This is a genomic window from Polaromonas sp. (assembly GCF_030689685.1).
GTDB lineage: Bacteria > Pseudomonadota > Gammaproteobacteria > Burkholderiales > Burkholderiaceae_C > Polaromonas.
In genome coordinates, this window is record NZ_JAUYEY010000030.1 from 1 (window position 1) to 16925 (window position 16925).

A 16925-nucleotide genomic window follows, 5' to 3' on the forward strand; every position below is an offset into this window, starting at 1 on the left:
TGATCTTGCCCCCGAAAAACGTACTCCATAGCTGATGGTCAAATTCAGACATTGGAGATTACGAAATGAGCAAGAGAAAAGACGGACAAGCCCGGGGCAAATACACCCTGGAATTCAAACTGGAGGCGGTGCGCCTGGTCAAGGGTGGGCAGGCGGCGGCTGTAACCGCCAAGATATTGGGCGTGCCGGTGCAGACCCTGGGCAACTGGGTTCGACTCAGTAGCAAAAGCCAACTCAAGGGAGCTGGCGACAAGCCTGTGAGCCCAGAACAAATGGAGCTGGCCCGACTGCGTGCGGAGTGTGCACGACTGAGGATGGAGCGCGATATTTTAAAAAAGGCCACGGCGTACTTCGCGCGGGAAGCCCTGTGAAGTACGCCTGGATAGCCAGGCACAAGGCCCTGTGGCCCGTCACGCTGGCCTGCGAGGTGCTGGGCGTCAGCGCCAGTGGCTACTTTGAACACTGGAGGCGCAAAGACTGCACCAAGCCCAGCAGGCCAGGGGTGAACAAACGCATCAGTGACGAGGCCCTGCTGGTCCCCATCAAGGCCATTCATGCCGAGGGCAAGGAGGAATACGGCTGGCCCAAGATGTGGAAGGAACTGCTGGCTCGGGGCATTCGGGTGGGCAAGGAGCGTGTGCGAAAGCTGACGCAGCGCCACGGTATAAAGGCCAGGGGCAAGAGAAAGTTCGTCGTCACCACCGACAGTAAACACAGCCTGCCGATTGCGCCAAACCTGCTGGATCGCAACTTCACACCTGAGGCGCCCAACCAGGCGTGGGGCAGCGACATCACCTACATCGCCACGGATGAAGGCTGGCTGTATCTGACCGGCGTGATCGACCTGTTCAGCCGCCAGGTGGTGGGCTGGAGCATGAGGCCGCATATGCAAACCAACGCTGTGACGGATGCTTTGCGCATGGCGTGGTTTCGCCGCCGGCCCGCGCCGGGTTTGATCTTTCACTCGGATCGTGGCAGTCAATATTGCAGCCATGAGTTTCAGACGGCGCTCGCGGGCTACGAGATGAAATCGTCAATGAGCCGCAAGGGCGACTGCTGGGACAATGCACCCACCGAGAGCCTGTGGGGCCGCTTGAAGGTCGGCAGGCTGTACGGAAGGCGGTTTGCCACTCGGCGCGAGGCCAGGGACGAAGTGATGGACTGGCTCAATTTCTACAACCACAAGAGATTGCACTCGACGTTGGGCTATGTCAGTCCCATGACGTTTGAGCAACGCTGGATCGCGGCCCAGCAGCAAGACAGGAAGTCCGCATAATGGTGGCTTAAGGAGTACGGAAAACAGGGGCAAGATCAAGTCCAGCCCCAAGTCCTCTTCGCGGTAGAGCTTGCGGGCTCGTCGAATGAGCAAGGCCGCGAGGTCGGACCAAATGCGCCAATCCCGCGAGTCGTTGGCATCGGCCACAGTGGATCGATGAACGCTGTGGCGCAAACCCATCGAGTAGAGCTTGCCGGCGTTCGCTCCCAACGTCACCTCGATGTCGCGCAAAGACTCGCGCCAGGTCAACTGCGCAAACGCCATGACGCGGAACTGTTCGGCGCAGTTCATGCGGCGTACCCCGGCATCGCCGCCGTGGCGCTGCACGATACGCGAAAAACTCGTCCATGGAACAAACTCCATGACCTGCGCAAACAGCGTCTTGCCGACATTCATGGCCAATCTCCCAGGACATCAATCCCAGGAAATTACACAAAAATGAGAAATCGAGTTTCAAATCGGCACCAAATAAAATCGGCCGCTAGGCCGCGCCAGTACTGGCTTTCACATGAATTTCGACTGATTTAACCGGACACTACTGGACAGACATGGCGACGAATCCTCAATACAGCTACCAGCAGAACGGGTAACAAGGCTATCTTGAGGCCATTTGTGCGGCGCCGCAACAAAGCGCCCGGTCACTCCTTTGTGTCGTCTGGATTTATAGTAAAAAAAGCCTCTAGCCCATATCTGGCGGACGTGAACAGCTATCAATAACAGAGCATATTTCAAGCCGCAGCGTGGGTTGGACCCAGAAATCGGCGCTCCTGGGCAAACCACGTCAGCACCGGCAGCGTGCCCGGCAGCACTGGCTCAACCGCCACCGGCAGACGCTGCCAGGCAAACGACTGACCCTCGTGCATGTGCAGCTCACCAGTCCAGTCAAACACCTTGCAAAAATTGAGCCGCACCAGCGCGTGCGGGTAGTCCACCAGCTCCACCTTCCAGGGGTGGGCCGCGCCAATCATGATGCCGATTTCTTCGTGCAACTCGCGGCGCAGCGCCTGCTCCACCGTCTCGCCAGCCTCCAGCTTGCCGCCGGGAAACTCCCAATAACCTTCGTAGACCTTGCCGGGCGGCCGCGAGGTCAGCAGGAAGTCGCCGTCCGGCCGCAGCAACACACCCACCGCGACATCCACCACCTTGCGATCCACGCCGCCCTCGCGCGGGCGCTCGCCGTCGGCGACCAGCACGCTCATGTCGCGTGATCAGCCGCCTGGTCGCCGGGGTCGGACGCAGCACTCGGACGTTCATACGCGGCGATAGGCGCTGCGGTGACCGGCCGCTGGTCGCTGTCACGACCGGCGTAGTCGCGCGCGAACTGGTAGGCCACGCGACCACTGCGTGAGCCGCGCTCCAGCGCCCAGACCAGCGAGGCCGGTTTGGCGGCGGTTATGGCTTCAGGCGTCACGCCGAAAGACGACAGCCATTGGGCGACGATGGTCAGGTACTCGTCCTGGCTGAACGGGTAGAAGCTGACCCACAGGCCGAAGCGCTCGGACAGCGAAATCTTTTCTTCCACCACCTCGCCCGGATGCACCTCGCCGTCCTCGCTGCGGGAGTAGGTCAGGTTTTCGGTCATGTACTCCGGCAGCAGGTGGCGCCGGTTGCTGGTCGCGTAGATCAGCACATTGGGTGTGGCCGCCGCGACCGAGCCGTCAAGGATGGACTTGAGCGTCTTGTAGCCCGGTTCACCCTCCTCAAAACTGAGGTCATCGCAAAACACGATGAATTTTTCGCTCAGGCCGGAGACCACATCGACGATGTCGTGCAGGTCGGTCAGGTCAGCCTTGTCGACCTCGATCAGCCGCAGGCCGCGCGCTGAATATTCATTGAGGCAGGCCTTGATCAGCGAGGACTTGCCCGTGCCGCGCGCGCCAGTCAGCAACACATTGTTGGCGGGCTTGCCGCGCACGAACTGTTCGGTGTTGCGCCGGATTTTTTCCTTCTGGTCCTCGATTTCCTTGAGGTCGGTGAGGCTCATGTGGCCGATGTGACGCACCGGCTCCAGCGAGCCATGGCCGGAACTGCGCTTGCGGTAGCGGTAGGCGACCGAGGCGCTCCAGTCCGGCGCCGACAGCGGCTGCGGCAGCACCGATTCAATGCGCGCCAGCAGGGACTCTGCGCGGTCTATCAATCGCTCAAATTTCTCGTTCACAGGCGACTCCCTGCGCGGGCCACTGCGGACCCGGCTTTGCCGGGCCGCGCTCCTTGAGGGGCCGAGGAGCGCGGCTCCAAGCCTGCCTGCGCAGGCTTGGACGCTCCGAAGGGCCCCTGCCTCTGGCGGGGGTGCGGGGCGCCGTAGGCACTTCGGAGGTGGTTCATGATCTGTAGTCGGCGTTGATCTTGACGTAGTCGTAAGACAGGTCGCAGGTCCAGACGGTATCGACAGCCTCGCCGCGGCCCAGCCGCACGCGCACGGTGATTTCGCTTTGTTTCATCACGCGCTGTCCGTCGGCCTCGACATAGTCAATATGCCGCCCGCCGTTTTTGGCCACCAGCACATCGTCGAGGTAGAGGTCAATTTTTGTCTGATCGAGATCGCCGATGCCGGCATAACCGACCGCCGCCAGAATGCGGCCGAGGTTGGGGTCGCTGGCAAAAAAAGCCGTCTTGACCAGTGGCGAATGCGCAATCGCATAGGCCACCAGGCGGCATTCCGCAGTGGTCTTGCCGCCTTCAACCTGGACGGTGATGAACTTGGTGGCGCCTTCGCCGTCGCGCACGATGGCCTGGGCGAGCTGACGCGCAACACCAAGCATGGCAGCCTTCAGGGCCTGGCCATCGTGACTGTCCAAAGAGGTGATGGGCGCATGTTTCGCACGGTGGGTGGCCATCACGACGAAGGAATCATTGGTCGAGGTGTCACCGTCCACCGTGACGCGGTTGAAGGAAGCTTCGGCCAGTTCGGTGGCCAGTTGCGCCATCAGCCCCTGCGCCACGCAGGCATCGGTCGCCAGGAAACCCAGCATGGTCGCCATGTTGGGCCGGATCATGCCGGCGCCCTTGGCTATGCCGGTGATGGTGACGCTCGCGCCGCCCAGAGTGATGCGACTGGAGAAGGCCTTGGCCACGGTGTCCGTGGTCATGATGGCTTCGGCCGCCTTGCCCCAGTGGGCCGCGTGCGCATCCGCCACGGCCGCAGGCAGGCCGGCGGCAATGCGGTCATGCGGCAAGGGCTCCATGATCACGCCGGTTGAAAACGGCAGGATTTGCTCGGGCGCCAGGTTCAGTTCGCGCGCCAGCGCGATGCAACTGGCCCGCGCGCGGTTCAGGCCGTCGGCGCCGGTGCCGGCATTGGCGTTGCCGGTGTTGATCAACATGGCGCGTATGCCCAGGCTTTTGCCGCCGTTTTTGGCCAGATGTTCGCGGCAAAGCTGGACCGGCGCGGCGCAGAAGCGGTTTTGCGTGAAAACTGCGCCGACCGAAGCGCCTTCATCGAGCAGCAGCACTGACAGATCCTTGCGGCCGACCTTGCGTATGCCGGCTTCGGTGATGCCCCAGCGCACGCCGGGCACGGGATACAGGTCGGAAACGGGCGTGGCGAGCAGATTGACAGCCATGTTTTTTGACTCCAGATGACGGGCCGCAGACCGGATTCAGCTCAGCTTGCCATGGCAAAATTTGTATTTTTTTCCGGAGCCGCAGGGGCAGGGGTCGTTGCGGCCGACACGCGGCACCGCACCGGCCGGCAAGGCCTGCTTATAGCGCAGCGACTCCTCGTCCACCCTGGTTTCTACTTCGCCAGTTTCTGTCGGCGCCGTGTAGGTCACATTGGCAATGCGTTCTGCGCGGTCTTCCATTTCTTCGGCGGCCTGGCCAAGCTGCTCGCCCGACTGCACCTGGACCGTCATGAGGATTTTGGTGACTTCATTCTTGACGCTGTCGAGCAGTTGACCGAACAGCTCGAAGGCTTCGCGTTTGTACTCCTGCTTGGGTTGCTTCTGGGCGTAGCCGCGCAGATGAATACCCTGGCGCAGGTGGTCGAGCGCGCTCAGGTGGTCGCGCCAGTGCTTGTCTATGCTTTGCAGCAGCACAATCCGCTCGAACTGGGTAAAGCTTTCTTCGCCAATTTTCTCGACCTTGTCGGCAAAGGCGGCGTTTGCGGCCGCGATAATTTTTTCCAGCAAATCTTCATCGGTAATCGCGCTGGCCGCTTCCACATCCTGCTGCAGTGACAGCTCGAGCTGCCAATCATCGCGCAGCACTTTTTCCAGGCCCGGAATATCCCATTGCTCCTCGACACTTTCCACCGGAATGTATTGCCGGGTCAGGTCGGTGAAGCAGCCTGCGCGCAGCGAGGCAATCTGCTCGGCCAGGCTGGTCGCGTCCATGATGTCGTTGCGCTGTTGATAAATCACCTTGCGCTGGTCATTGGACACATCGTCGTATTCAAGCAACTGCTTGCGGATGTCGAAGTTGCGCGCCTCCACCTTGCGCTGCGCCGACTCAATACTGCGCGTCACGATGCCCGCCTCGATCGCTTCGCCATCCGGCATCTTGAGCCGCTCCATGATGGCGCGGACCCGGTCACCGGCAAAAATGCGCATCAGCGGGTCGTCCAGGCTCAGGTAAAACCGCGACGAGCCAGGGTCGCCCTGGCGGCCGGAGCGGCCACGCAACTGGTTGTCGATGCGGCGCGATTCATGGCGTTCCGTCGCAATAATGCGCAGACCACCGAGGCCTTTGACCTTTTCATGCTCCTGCGCCCAGTCGGCGCGCAGGCGCGTGATTTCGACGTCTTTGCCCTCTCTGGGCGTACCCTCCATCGCCTCGACCGCTTCGATGCGTTTTTCCACGTTGCCGCCCAGTACGATGTCGGTGCCGCGGCCGGCCATGTTGGTCGCAATCGTGATCATGCCGGGACGGCCGGCCTGGGCCACGATATCGGCCTCGCGCGCGTGCTGCTTGGCGTTGAGCACCTGGTGCGGCAGCTTCTCCGTCTCCAGCAGCTTGTCGATGATCTCGGAATTTTCAATCGAGGTCGTACCCACCAGTACCGGCTGGCCACGCTCGTGGCATTCGCGGATGTCCTTGATGGCAGCTTCGTATTTTTCGCGCGTGGTTTTGTAGACGCGGTCGAGCTGGTCGTCGCGCCGGCTCGGCCGGTTCGGCGGGATCACCGTGGTCTCCAGCCCGTAGATTTCCTGGAACTCGTAGGCCTCGGTATCGGCGGTGCCGGTCATGCCGGACAACTTGCCGTAGAGGCGAAAGTAGTTCTGGAAGGTGATCGACGCCATGGTCTGGTTTTCAGCCTGGATTTGCACGCCTTCCTTGGCCTCCACCGCCTGGTGCAGACCTTCGCTCCAGCGCCGGCCCGACATCAGTCGGCCGGTGAATTCGTCAACGATGACAATTTCACCTTCCTGCACCACATAGTGCTGGTCGCGGTGGTAGAGGTTGTTGGCCCGCAATGCGGCGTACAGATGATGCATCAGCGAAATGTTCGCCGGGTCGTACAGGGTGGAGTTCTCCGGAATCATGCCCATGCTGGACAAAATGCGTTCGGCATTCTCGTGGCCCTGCTCGGTCAGGAACACCTGCTGCGTCTTCTCATCAAGCGTGAAGTCGCCAGGCTTGATGACACCTTCACCGGTGCGCGGGTCGGCCTCACCTTCCTGGCGGGTCAGCAAGGGCACCACCTTGTTCATCGCCAGGTACATCTCGGTATGGTCTTCGGCCTGGCCACTGATGATCAGCGGTGTGCGGGCTTCATCAATCAGGATGGAGTCCACCTCATCGACGATGGCAAAGTTCAGGCCGCGCTGCACCCGGTCGGCCACTTCATAGACCATGTTGTCGCGCAGGTAGTCAAAGCCATATTCGTTGTTGGTGCCGTAGGTGATGTCGCAGCGGTAGGCTTCCTGCTTTTCCTCGCGCGGCATGTTGGGCAGGTTGATGCCGACGGTCAGGCCCAGGAAGTTGTAAAGCCGGCCCATCCAGCGCGCATCGCGGCTGGCCAGGTAATCGTTGACGGTCACCACATGCACACCCTTGCCGGTCAGCGCGTTCAGGTAAACCGGCAGGGTCGCGGTCAGGGTCTTGCCCTCGCCCGTGCCCATCTCCGAGATCTTGCCGTTGTGCAAGGCCATGCCGCCCAGCATCTGGACGTCGAAGTGGCGCATCTTCATCACCCGTTTGCTGCCTTCACGGACCACGGCAAACGCCTCGGGGAGGATCGCATCCAGGGTTTCGCCGGCGGCCACGCGGTCTATGAATTCACGGGTTTTGGCGCGCAGCTCGGTGTCGTCGAGCTTTTCAAGCGGGGCTTCCAGCGCATTGATGCGCTCTATGGATTTGCGATAGGTTTTGAGCAGCCTGTCGTTGCGGCTACCGAAGAGTTTGGTCAGGATATTGGAAGCCATAAATGCGAGGCCGCGCTGGCAGCCCCGATGAGCTGACAGTGCGGCCGAAATCCCTTATTGAGTATCGACGTAAATGTGGGCGTTCGCCGTTTGTTCAACTACGCGCCAAACGAAGATTTTACCTCTGCCGCGCTGCTACTTCGGACGAGGCATCGGGGCGGGCTGTGCGGCCGTCGGCTGGGCGATCGCCACTGTCGGGGCCTGAGGCAGTTTCTGGCCGGCGGTCAGAAACTTCTGCGGATCCTGGTACACGCCCTGCACCAGCACCTCAAAGTGCAGATGCGGCCCGGTCGAACGTCCGGTGGTGCCTACCTCGGCTATTTTCTGGCCACGCTTGATCAGGTCGCCCTTCTTGACCAGCACCCGAGAGGCATGGGCGTAGCGTGTGACAAGGTCGTTGCCGTGATCGACCTCGACCATGTTGCCGTAGGCGGAGTGGTATTCCTGAGCGACCACCACGCCGCCCGCAGCCGCCAGGATCGAGGTGCCGGGCTCGGCCGGAAAGTCCAGCCCGGTGTGCAGTGCCGAACGGCCGTTCAGAGGGTCAATTCGCCAGCCAAACGACGAGCCGAGAATGCCAGTCTGTACCGGCTGCTGGGTGGGCACCATCATTTTTTTGATCTTCTGGTCGAAAAGACGCGACTCCATCACCGTCATCAGGTCCACGCGCTGATCGGTCAACCTGTCCAGGTCGGCCAGCGTGGCCTGCAGCTCTTCCATCGTGAGGGAGCGGCCCGTCACGAGCACACCGCCGCGACCGGGTTGCGTCTTGATGTCATTGGGATTGACGCCCGCCAGGCCTGATACCCGTTCGCCCAGCGCCTCAAGCTGCATCATCTTGGCCTGCATTTCGCCCAGGCGTTTGGCCATGACGTCGATGTTTTCCCGCATGAAGCGGTCACGCTGCTCGACCTCGTCCTTGACCACGAGTTTGACCAGCGAGCCGATCACCGGCCAGCCTTCACGCGCGCCTTTGAGAAAAACCCAGTGGTACATGCCGGCGGCCACCAACATCAATGCCAATGCCGCGACAAAACCCACAACCACAAGCCGGGTACCACTTAGGTAAACGGCACGGCTTTTGGCAAGCCACGCATCCGTGATAATCAAATGCACGTATCCAACTCCTTGAACTGAGCCCACCTGCCGTGAATTCCACACCCCGCCCCCATGGGGCTGTCACTTTCAGCCAGGCTGTCGAGAACTCGCCCTCATTGGCGCGGCTGACCGGGCTTGTCCAGGAATCCAATGACCGGCTCAAGGCCATCGAGTCGCTGATCCCGGAAGCCCTGCGCCCTGCGGTTCAGGCCGGTCCGATTGATGAGGGCATCTGGTGCCTGCTGGTCAGCAGCAATGCCGCCGCCGCGAAAGTCCGCCAGTTGTTGCCGCTGATCCAGTCCCGCCTGATCGGCAAAGGTTGGAAGATTACCTCAATTCGGCTGAAGATACTAATAGCCAAAAAGTAGTATTTACCAGCAGCACCCCGCGCTGAAAGCTTGCGCTGTCTGAAGTAGTTGCAGTTGCTGTGAAGTGATGGTTCTGCGTGCTGGCAGCAAGGGCCGGGCCGAATGCAGGGAAATGGTGCCGCTTGTCGGATTCGAACTGACGACCTACCGCTTACAAGGCGGTTGCTCTACCAACTGAGCTAAAGCGGCACAAACTCTATTTTACGTGACCTGTTTATTTCACCCGTTTGAGCGAAGGTCGTTTGCCTTGCGGTGGTTTGGGTGGATCGGGCGGCGCCGGATCGTCTTCACGCGCCGACGCGGTGGGGTTTGCCGGAACCAATTGTACGATCTTCGCCTCTGGCCCTGACCCCACTGCGGGCTCTGCAGCCACTGGGTCGGGCGGCGGTAGCACCTGAGGCGAATGCCCGGCAGCCTCAAGCCTGGGCTGCGCAATGGGCGACGTCGGCGTGGCCAGTGGAAACGCCATGCCCTGGCCGTTTTCGCGCGCATAAATAGCGATCACGCGAGCGATAGGCACCATGATTTCGCGGGCACTGCCAGCGAACCGCGCCTTGAACTCAATGAAGTCATTGCCCAGCTTCAGCGAACTGGTGGCGTCAAAACTGATATTGAGCACGATCTCGTTGTTCTTGACGTATTCGCGCGGTACCTGAACGGTCTCGTCCACGGCCACCGCCACATACGGCGTCAGCCCGTTGTCGGTACACCAGTCGTACAGCGCCCGTATCAAGTAGGGGCGTGTCGATGTGGAGTCGAGCGCGTTCATCAAATCAGCCAACGCTTGCAATCATTACGCTATTGTCACGCGTAATTATTTACGCATCACTTTCTCGGACGGGGTCAGCGCCTCGATGTAGGCCGGGCGCGAGAAGATGCGCTCGGCGTATTTGAGCAGCGGCGCGGCATTTTTCGACAGGTCGATGTCGTAGTAGTCCAGGCGCCACAGCAGGGGCGCAATCGCCACGTCGAGCATGGAGAAATTGTCGCCCAGCATGAACTTGTTCTTCAGGAACACCGGGGCCAACTGCGTGAGGCGGTCGCGGATGTGCGAACGGGCTTTTTCCAGCGCCTTTTCATTGCCCTTGGAGGCGCGGGCTTCCAGGATGTTGACGTGGACGAACAGTTCTTTTTCGAAGTTCAGCAGAAACAGCCGCACGCGCGCCCGGTCCACCGGGTCGCCGGGCATCAGCTGTGGGTGCGGAAACCGCTCGTCGATGTACTCATTGATGATGTTCGACTCATACAGGATCAGGTCACGCTCGACCAGGATGGGTACCTGGCCATAGGGGTTCATGACGTTGATGTCTTCGGGCTTGTTGTACAAGTCCACATCGCGGATTTCGAAGTCCATGCCTTTTTCAAACAGCACAAAACGGCAGCGGTGCGAGAACGGGCAGGTCGTGCCTGAATAAAGGACCATCATGGGTGCGAACTCCTAAATGCAAAAGAGTGGAAGCGTTGAAGGCGTCCACTCCAGAAGATGCCGGGAACGGCGTCCCGACGAAAAATTACTTGACGTTTTTCCAGAAGGCCGCGTTCAGGCGCCAGGCAGCAAACGTCAGGACAAGAAGAAACATCAACACCCAGACGCCAACCTGGATGCGGGTATTTTGTGCGGGCTCGCCCATCCACTGCATGTAGCCGACCAGATCAGCCATGGCCTGGTCATACTGCAGCGGGCTCATGGTGCCGGGCGTAACCTGTTGCCAGCCCTTGAAGACCTGCACCTTGTGGCCACGTTCTTCTTTTTCATCGAACAGTGGTTTGCGCTCACCCGACAGCTCCCACAAAACGTGCGGCATGCCGACGTTGGGGAACGCCAGGTTGTTCCAGCCGGTGGCCGTGGTCTCGTCGCGGTAATAACTGCGCAGGAAGGTGTAGAGATAGTCGGCACCGGCACCACCTGCGCCAGAGCGCGAACGGGCGACCAGCGTCAGATCGGGCGGGTTGCCGCCAAACCATTCCTTGGCCTGTTTCGGGTCCATCGCCACCTTCATGGTTTCACCAACCTTGTCGCTGGCAAACAGCAGGTTGTCCTTGATCTGCTGCTCGGTCAGACCAATGTCCTGCAGACGGTTGTAACGCATGAAAGCAGCCGAGTGGCAGTTCAGGCAGTAGTTGACAAACAGCTTGGCACCGTTTTGCAGCGCGCCCAGGTCGTTGGTCTTGTTGGGCGCCTTGTCCCAGGCAATGCCCTCGCTGGCCGCATGCGCCACGTTGCCGGCCAGTGCCAGCACGGCCACCAGACCCAGCGCCAGTTGTTTGAATGTTTTCATCATGGTCAGGATCTCCGGCTCAGTGGGCAGCGAACGTCACGCGATCAGGCGGTGTCTTGAAGGTTCCCAGGCGGCTCCACCACGGCATCAGCAGGAAGAAGCCGAAATAAAACAGGGTTCCGACCTGCGACACACGCTCATTGATCAGCGAAGGCGGTTTGATGCCCAGGTAACCCAGCACCACAAAATTGAGGACAAAAATGGCGTACATGTATTTGTGCCAGTCGGGGCGGTAGCGAATCGATTTGACTTCGCTGTTGTCCAGCCAGGGCAGAAAAAACAGGATGATGACCGCGCCACCCATGACCACCACACCCCAGAACTTGGCGTCGATCATCAGCATGGCGGCAACCAGCACCACGGCAGCGCCAACGATGATGGCTTTGAACAGGCCGGCAATTTTGGCCTTGAGCACGCCCAGCACTGCGCCCAGCAGCACACAGGCAATCAGCGCATACATCATCTGGCTGGTGATGGCACGCAGCATGGAGTAATACGGCGTGAAGTACCAGACCGGGGCGATGTGCAGCGGCGTCTTCAGCGGGTCGGCTGGAATGAAGTTGTTGTACTCCAGGAAATAACCACCAGCTTCCGGCGCAAAAAAGATGATGGCCGAGAAAATCATCAGGAACACGCTGACCGCAAATATGTCGTGCACCGTGTAGTAGGGGTGGAAAGGAATCCCGTCCAACGGTTTACCGCTTGCATCTTTGTGTTTTTTGATTTCCACGCCATCGGGGTTGTTCGAGCCGACTTCATGCAGCGCGATGATATGTGCCACCACCAGGCCCAGCAGCACCAGCGGCACGGCGATCACGTGAAAGGCAAAAAAGCGGTTCAGTGTGGCGTCACCCACCACATAGTCACCACGGATCAGTAGCGCGAGGTCGGGGCCAATAAAAGGAATCGCCGCAAACAGGTTGACGATCACCTGGGCGCCCCAGTAGCTCATCTGGCCCCAGGGCAGCAGGTAACCCATGAAGGCTTCGGCCATCATCACCAGGAAAATCGCGCAGCCGAAAATCCAGATCAGTTCGCGCGGCTTGCGGTAGCTGCCGTAGATCAGGCCGCGGAACATGTGCAGATAGACCACCACAAAAAAAGCCGAAGCGCCGGTCGAGTGCATGTAGCGCACCAGCCAGCCCCAGGGCACGTCGCGCATGATGTATTCGACCGAGCCGAAGGCGAGCGCGGCATCGGGCTTGTAATGCATGGTCAGGAAAATACCGGTGACGATCTGGATCACCAACACCAGCAAGGCGAGCGAGCCAAACACATACCAGAAGTTGAAATTCTTCGGCGCGTAGTACTCGCTCATGTGCTCTTTGAAGAGCTTGCTTGCAGGGAATCGGTTATCGACCCAGTTCATCAGCCGGGTTGCAGCCGGTGCATCGGGGGAAATTTCTTTGAATTCAGCCATAAGGGGTCCTATTTGCTAGTCGATGGGGGACGGGGAGGACGCCACACGGCACCAGCGACCTGTCCAGCAAAGCTTCAGGCTTTTTTGTCCTCACCAATCAGCAGCTTGGCATCTGACAGGTACATGTGGGGCGGCACTTCCAGGTTGTCCGGCGCCGGTTTGTTTTTGTACACACGACCGGCAAAGTCGAAGGTCGAGCCGTGGCAGGCGCACAGAAAGCCGCCAGCCCAGTCATCGGGCAGCGAGGGCTGGGCGCCCGTGGCGAACCTGTCGCTGGGCGAGCAGCCCAGGTGGGTGCAGATGCCGACCGCCACAAAATATTCGGGCTTGATGGAGCGGTTTTCGTTGCGCGCGTACTCGGGTGTGAATTCGCCGGGTTTGCGCTCGGACTTGGGGTCGGCCAGTTGCGGGTCCAGCTTGGCCAGGCCGGCCAGCTGTTCCGGCGTGCGCCTGACAATCCAGACCGGTTTACCACGCCATTCAACCGTGAGCTTTTCGCCCGGTTTAATGGCTGAAATATCAACTTCTACCGAAGCGCCGGCGGCCTTGGCCCGCTCGGAGGGCTGAAAGGTGCTGACAAACGGCACCGCTGCAGCGGCCACGCCGGCACCGCCGATCACGCTGGTGGTCACGATCCAGTTTCTTTTGTCTTTGTCAATCGGAGCGCCGGGCGGCACGTTGATACTTGCTTGCGTCATGGATGTCCTACAAGAACGGGGCTTGAAAAACTTGAAAAGGGGCCTATTGGGGTCAACCTTGGATTGTAACGGAGCGCGCAAAGCAATTTCAAGCCAGAGTCCACCTTTGGACAGCCTGACTGCGGCTTGACGCGAAAGCCGCCGCGCTAAAACAGCAGGCAACACCAGCGCAAAGGGCTGGCGCGAAAGCCAGGGCAGCGAAGATAATCCGGCTGCCGGCCCGCCTGCGGCGTGGCAGTCAAAAAATATTCATCAGGCAACAACAAAGGAGCACGCCATGGGCATGATGCAGGAATTCAAGGAGTTTGCGATCAAGGGTAGCGTCGTTGACCTGGCGGTCGGCGTGATCATCGGTGCGGCTTTCGGCAAGATTGTCGATTCCGTCGTCAGCGACCTGATCTTGCCGCTGGTCGGCGCGGTCATTGGCAAGCTTGATTTCTCCAACCTGTACATCGTGCTGGGCAATGTACCGGCGGGAACCGCCACCACGCTCGATGCGCTGAAAAAAGCTGGTGTGCCGGTGTGGGCTTATGGCAACTTCATCACCGTTGCCGTCAACTTCGCCATCCTGGCTTTCATCATTTTCCTGATGATCAAGCAAATCAACCGCCTGAAGAAAGAAACCCCGGTCGCCGCGCCCGCTGCCACGCCCGAAGACGTGGTGCTGCTGCGCGAAATTCGCGACAGCCTGAGGAAATAAGCTCCCCCCGTGGTCCGCTCACTTCGTGTAGCGGCCCTGCCCCTCAGGGGCGGCGCCTGCCGGCTGGCGAAGACATGGTGTTTGCTATTGATTTCATAGCTTGCTGTGCGCCCTGACCATGGGCTGCAGGCCTTTTTGATCCCTTTTTAGGGCGGTGATAGCTGTCGAGCCATGCGAACGGCCGCGATCAGGCTGGACGCGTCCGCCTTGCCGGTGCCCGCAATGTCAAAAGCCGTGCCATGGTCCGGGCTGGTGCGCACCAGCGGCAAACCCAGGGTGACATTGACGCCCTGCTCCACACCAAGGTATTTGACCGGAATCAGGCCTTGGTCGTGGTACATCGCCACCACCACGTCAAACTCGCTCGCTTGACCGACAGGCGCACGCGCCCGCATAAACACGGTGTCGGGCGCGAAGGGGCCGCTCACGTTCAGGCCCTGCGCGCAGGCTGCGGCAATCGCTGGCGCAATGATGTCGATTTCTTCGCGCCCGAATCGGCCGCCCTCGCCGGCATGGGGGTTCAGGCCGGCCACCGCGATGCGCGGCGCAGCGCCGCCGGCGCCGCGAACCGAGCGGTGTGCAATCTGCAGGGTCTGCAGCACATTGCCGAAAGTCACTGCGTCCAGCGCATCACGCAATGACATGTGGATGCTGACCAGCACGGTCTTGAGCTCGTCATTGGCCAGCATCATACGCACCGGCATCTCGGCCACGGTTTTGCCGGCAAATGCTGCGGCTTCGGTCTGCAGCAGTTCGGTGTGGCCAGGAAAGCGTGCGAAGCCTGGACCGGCCAAGGCCAGCGCCTCCTTGTGAATCGGCGCGGTGACCATGGCGACAAGCTCGCCCGCCAGCGCTGCGCGGGCGGCCCAGACAATACAGTGGGCCGCCGCCTTGCCGGCCGCCGCACTGACCTGCCCGTAAGTGGCGAGCGCGGGCAGTTCACAGGTCTGCAGCACCGGAATACACCGCGGCGGTAGCGCCCGCCAACCGGCGATGCCCGCAAGCTGCACCACCGGCAGCGCCAGCGCGCTGTCACCAGCGATCAACTGCGATGCGCGGCGCAGCGTGGCCACATCGCCCGCGACCAGGCAGCCAGCCAGCTCGGCAGGCGCATCGCGAAAGGCTTTGGCGATGATTTCCGGGCCGATGCCCGCCGGATCGCCCATGGTGATGGCCAGCGGCCGGGTCATGGCCATGGAAAACCCACGACTTGAGCCGGCAGGAACTTGGTGTATTTCATAACTTCCCCTGGCCATCTGAACGGCCCATAATGGTTTGATCGCCTGCCTGCCCCAGCCCCGCGACCACGGGACAAGGCAGGCCACAGGCAGCCGGATGGAAGGAAGCAGCAACATGCATTCTGTCGGTATTTTCGCGCAAATGGCAGCGCTGGCGGGCGGTCTGGCCGCAGCGCCATGAACACGGCCGAAACCATCATCTGGAGCGCCGCCGCAGGCTCCATGGGCCTGATTGTCTTGCTGGCCGCCGCCGAAGCCACCTACACCCGCAGCCGCGCCAGCGTGCAAAGCCTGATCTACCTCGGCATGTACTGGCTGTTTTTTGCCCTGCTTTGCGGTTTGCCGGAGACCCTGCTGCCGCTGGCCAGCGCACCATGGATTCACGTCGCCCAGGTGCTGATCGGGCCCCTGCGCAGTGCCATGGGCATTTATGGAGGCAGGCAATGGTTGGGGTCGGCCAGGCGCGACCGGCTGACGGACATCAGTTTGCGCGCTATGGCCTGGCTGTGCCTGGCCGGCGGGCCCTTGTTCCTATTGTTGCCGTCCCCCCAGCAACTGCCGGCGTCGGCCGCATTGACCATGGTGACGGTGAGCGTCATGCTGTGGCTGACCGCGCGTGCGGCCCGGCACGGCGACCGGCTGGCCTGGGGGCTGGCTTTTGCAAGCCTGCTCACCTTGCCCTTGCAACTCGGTTTGTACTGGCTGGCGCTGGACCTCGGCCCCCTGTCCACAGCCAGTCAAGCCGGTGTGGGACTGCTGGGCGTGGTGAGTATGTCCGTGATCGCCGCCGTTTTATGGCTGCGCAACCACCATGGTCGCCAGATACACCCTCCCTCCCGTTCGCGGCGCGACCCGGTCACCCAGCTCTTCAGCAGCATCGTGATCGTGCGCAAAATTGTGCGTGCCCAGCGCCGTCTGGCGCGTACCCGGCGCGACGGGGCGCTGATGGCGGTGCAACTGTTCGACCCCGAGCGCTTGCTGGCCCAGGTCGGCCACTATGGGCTCAATGACATTTACAACCGGCTCGCGCGGCGCATGCAGCGCCATACCGGCGTGCTCAACCCCGCCGGGCGCTACTACGACCGCTGCTTCATCGTGCTGATCGAGCCCCTGCACTCGCCACGCTGGATACGCACCATGGGGCTGCGCGTGGCCTCCAGCCTGCGCAAGCCACTGGAGGTGACCGCCCTCAATGGCGAGCGCATCAAGCTCAGCGCCGACATCGGCGTCGGCCTGGTGCACCTGTGGGGCGCGGGCAAAGACGTGGACGAACTGCTGCATGAAGTTCAGGGCGTGGCAACGGCCGCGCGTGCCATGCGCTCACGCGCAGCGCTGCTCGACGAAATCAGTTATTTGGCGGTGCCGGTGGAAAATGCCGAACTCGGCGCAAGCTGGCACGCCATGCGCACGGCCCGCTCGCACCCGGCACGCGCGCTGCAGCCGGAAAGGCAGCGGCGCACCGCCATCTGACAGCGCACCTCCC

At 61.1% G+C, this 16925-nt stretch carries 15 protein-coding genes, 1 tRNA gene and 1 pseudogene; 4 read left to right on the forward strand and 13 right to left on the reverse strand.

What is annotated here, in order from left to right:
- Positions 1-65 precede the first annotated feature (65 nt).
- A protein-coding gene (locus Q8O29_RS07850; RefSeq protein ID WP_371134177.1) for an IS3 family transposase occupies positions 66-1276 on the forward strand; the annotation gives its coding sequence in 2 pieces (ribosomal slippage) (positions 66-342 and positions 342-1276; 1212 coding nt in all).
- A gap of 15 nt (positions 1277-1291) precedes the next feature.
- Here Q8O29_RS07850 and Q8O29_RS07855 read toward each other — a convergent pair.
- The 6 genes and pseudogenes from Q8O29_RS07855 to Q8O29_RS07880 all read right to left on the reverse strand — a co-directional run.
- Positions 1292-1672 (reverse strand): annotated as a pseudogene (locus tag Q8O29_RS07855) (DUF4372 domain-containing protein); the annotation flags it as partial.
- A gap of 332 nt (positions 1673-2004) precedes the next feature.
- Entirely contained in the window at positions 2005-2475 is a 471-nt protein-coding gene (locus Q8O29_RS07860; RefSeq protein WP_305561557.1) for an NUDIX domain-containing protein, read from the reverse strand.
- Positions 2472-3434 (reverse strand): ATP-binding protein, encoded by a 963-nt coding sequence (locus Q8O29_RS07865; RefSeq protein WP_305561559.1) that lies wholly within the window; start codon positions 3432-3434, stop codon positions 2472-2474. The genes Q8O29_RS07860 and Q8O29_RS07865 overlap by 4 nt, the downstream gene beginning before the upstream one ends.
- 163 nt (positions 3435-3597) lie before the next feature.
- Positions 3598-4839: a bifunctional glutamate N-acetyltransferase/amino-acid acetyltransferase ArgJ gene (gene argJ, locus Q8O29_RS07870; protein WP_305561561.1), complete on the reverse strand. Its 1242-nt coding sequence runs from the start codon at positions 4837-4839 to the stop codon at positions 3598-3600.
- Positions 4840-4875: 36 nt separating this feature from the next.
- Complete coding sequence (secA, locus tag Q8O29_RS07875) at positions 4876-7641, reverse strand: preprotein translocase subunit SecA (protein WP_305561563.1); 2766 nt, start codon at positions 7639-7641, stop codon at positions 4876-4878.
- 135 nt (positions 7642-7776) lie between these two features.
- Positions 7777-8757 carry a M23 family metallopeptidase gene (locus Q8O29_RS07880; protein WP_305561565.1) on the reverse strand — a complete coding sequence of 327 codons (981 nt, stop codon included), beginning with the start codon at positions 8755-8757 and terminating at the stop codon, positions 7777-7779.
- Between the two features lie 32 nt (positions 8758-8789).
- On the opposite strand from Q8O29_RS07880, the gene Q8O29_RS07885 reads away from it, so the two are divergent.
- Positions 8790-9107 (forward strand): hypothetical protein, encoded by a 318-nt coding sequence (locus Q8O29_RS07885; RefSeq protein WP_305561567.1) that lies wholly within the window; start codon positions 8790-8792, stop codon positions 9105-9107.
- A 113-nt stretch (positions 9108-9220) separates the two neighbouring features.
- Here Q8O29_RS07885 and Q8O29_RS07890 read toward each other — a convergent pair.
- From Q8O29_RS07890 to petA, 6 genes are all read right to left on the reverse strand, one after another.
- A tRNA-Thr gene (locus Q8O29_RS07890) sits at positions 9221-9296 on the reverse strand.
- A gap of 25 nt (positions 9297-9321) precedes the next feature.
- Positions 9322-9876 carry a ClpXP protease specificity-enhancing factor gene (locus Q8O29_RS07895; RefSeq protein WP_305561569.1) on the reverse strand — a complete coding sequence of 185 codons (555 nt, stop codon included), beginning with the start codon at positions 9874-9876 and terminating at the stop codon, positions 9322-9324.
- Between the two features lie 45 nt (positions 9877-9921).
- Positions 9922-10533, reverse strand: a complete 612-nt coding sequence (locus Q8O29_RS07900; RefSeq protein ID WP_188707409.1) for a glutathione S-transferase N-terminal domain-containing protein — start codon at positions 10531-10533, stop codon at positions 9922-9924.
- Between the two features lie 85 nt (positions 10534-10618).
- Complete coding sequence (locus Q8O29_RS07905) at positions 10619-11386, reverse strand: cytochrome c1 (protein WP_305561732.1); 768 nt, start codon at positions 11384-11386, stop codon at positions 10619-10621.
- Between the two features lie 19 nt (positions 11387-11405).
- Positions 11406-12806, reverse strand: coding sequence for a cytochrome bc complex cytochrome b subunit (locus tag Q8O29_RS07910; protein ID WP_305561572.1), 1401 nt, complete (start codon positions 12804-12806; stop codon positions 11406-11408).
- A 74-nt stretch (positions 12807-12880) separates the two neighbouring features.
- Positions 12881-13504 carry a ubiquinol-cytochrome c reductase iron-sulfur subunit gene (gene petA / locus Q8O29_RS07915; RefSeq protein ID WP_305561574.1) on the reverse strand — a complete coding sequence of 208 codons (624 nt, stop codon included), beginning with the start codon at positions 13502-13504 and terminating at the stop codon, positions 12881-12883.
- Between the two features lie 277 nt (positions 13505-13781).
- Between petA and mscL the strand changes: the two genes are divergently transcribed.
- Positions 13782-14204 (forward strand): large conductance mechanosensitive channel protein MscL, encoded by a 423-nt coding sequence (mscL, locus tag Q8O29_RS07920; RefSeq protein WP_305561576.1) that lies wholly within the window; start codon positions 13782-13784, stop codon positions 14202-14204.
- A 146-nt stretch (positions 14205-14350) separates the two neighbouring features.
- On the opposite strand, the gene pdxA is transcribed toward mscL, so the two are convergent.
- On the reverse strand, positions 14351-15394 hold the full coding sequence (gene pdxA / locus Q8O29_RS07925; RefSeq protein WP_305561734.1) for a 4-hydroxythreonine-4-phosphate dehydrogenase PdxA: 1044 nt from the start codon (positions 15392-15394) through the stop codon (positions 14351-14353).
- A gap of 225 nt (positions 15395-15619) precedes the next feature.
- On the opposite strand from pdxA, the gene Q8O29_RS07930 reads away from it, so the two are divergent.
- The gene (locus tag Q8O29_RS07930; RefSeq protein ID WP_305561577.1) at positions 15620-16912 is read left to right on the forward strand and encodes a hypothetical protein; all 1293 of its coding nucleotides are present in this window, start codon (positions 15620-15622) and stop codon (positions 16910-16912) included.
- Positions 16913-16925 lie beyond the last annotated feature (13 nt).

What these genes read in the sequence shown, in the direction of transcription:
- Q8O29_RS07860 (WP_305561557.1), bottom strand. Translation starts at nt 2,475, where the DNA reads ATGAGCGTGCTGGTCGCCGACGGCGAGCGCCCGCGCGAGGGCGGCGTG.
- argJ (WP_305561561.1), bottom strand. Translation starts at nt 4,839, where the DNA reads ATGGCTGTCAATCTGCTCGCCACGCCCGTTTCCGACCTGTATCCCGTG.
- secA (WP_305561563.1), bottom strand. Translation starts at nt 7,641, where the DNA reads ATGGCTTCCAATATCCTGACCAAACTCTTCGGTAGCCGCAACGACAGG.
- Q8O29_RS07895 (WP_305561569.1), bottom strand. Translation starts at nt 9,876, where the DNA reads ATGAACGCGCTCGACTCCACATCGACACGCCCCTACTTGATACGGGCG.
- Q8O29_RS07900 (WP_188707409.1), bottom strand. Translation starts at nt 10,533, where the DNA reads ATGATGGTCCTTTATTCAGGCACGACCTGCCCGTTCTCGCACCGCTGC.
- Q8O29_RS07905 (WP_305561732.1), bottom strand. Translation starts at nt 11,386, where the DNA reads ATGAAAACATTCAAACAACTGGCGCTGGGTCTGGTGGCCGTGCTGGCA.
- Q8O29_RS07910 (WP_305561572.1), bottom strand. Translation starts at nt 12,806, where the DNA reads ATGGCTGAATTCAAAGAAATTTCCCCCGATGCACCGGCTGCAACCCGG.
- petA (WP_305561574.1), bottom strand. Translation starts at nt 13,504, where the DNA reads ATGACGCAAGCAAGTATCAACGTGCCGCCCGGCGCTCCGATTGACAAA.
- mscL (WP_305561576.1), top strand. Translation starts at nt 13,782, where the DNA reads ATGGGCATGATGCAGGAATTCAAGGAGTTTGCGATCAAGGGTAGCGTC.
- pdxA (WP_305561734.1), bottom strand. Translation starts at nt 15,394, where the DNA reads ATGACCCGGCCGCTGGCCATCACCATGGGCGATCCGGCGGGCATCGGC.
- Q8O29_RS07930 (WP_305561577.1), top strand. Translation starts at nt 15,620, where the DNA reads ATGAACACGGCCGAAACCATCATCTGGAGCGCCGCCGCAGGCTCCATG.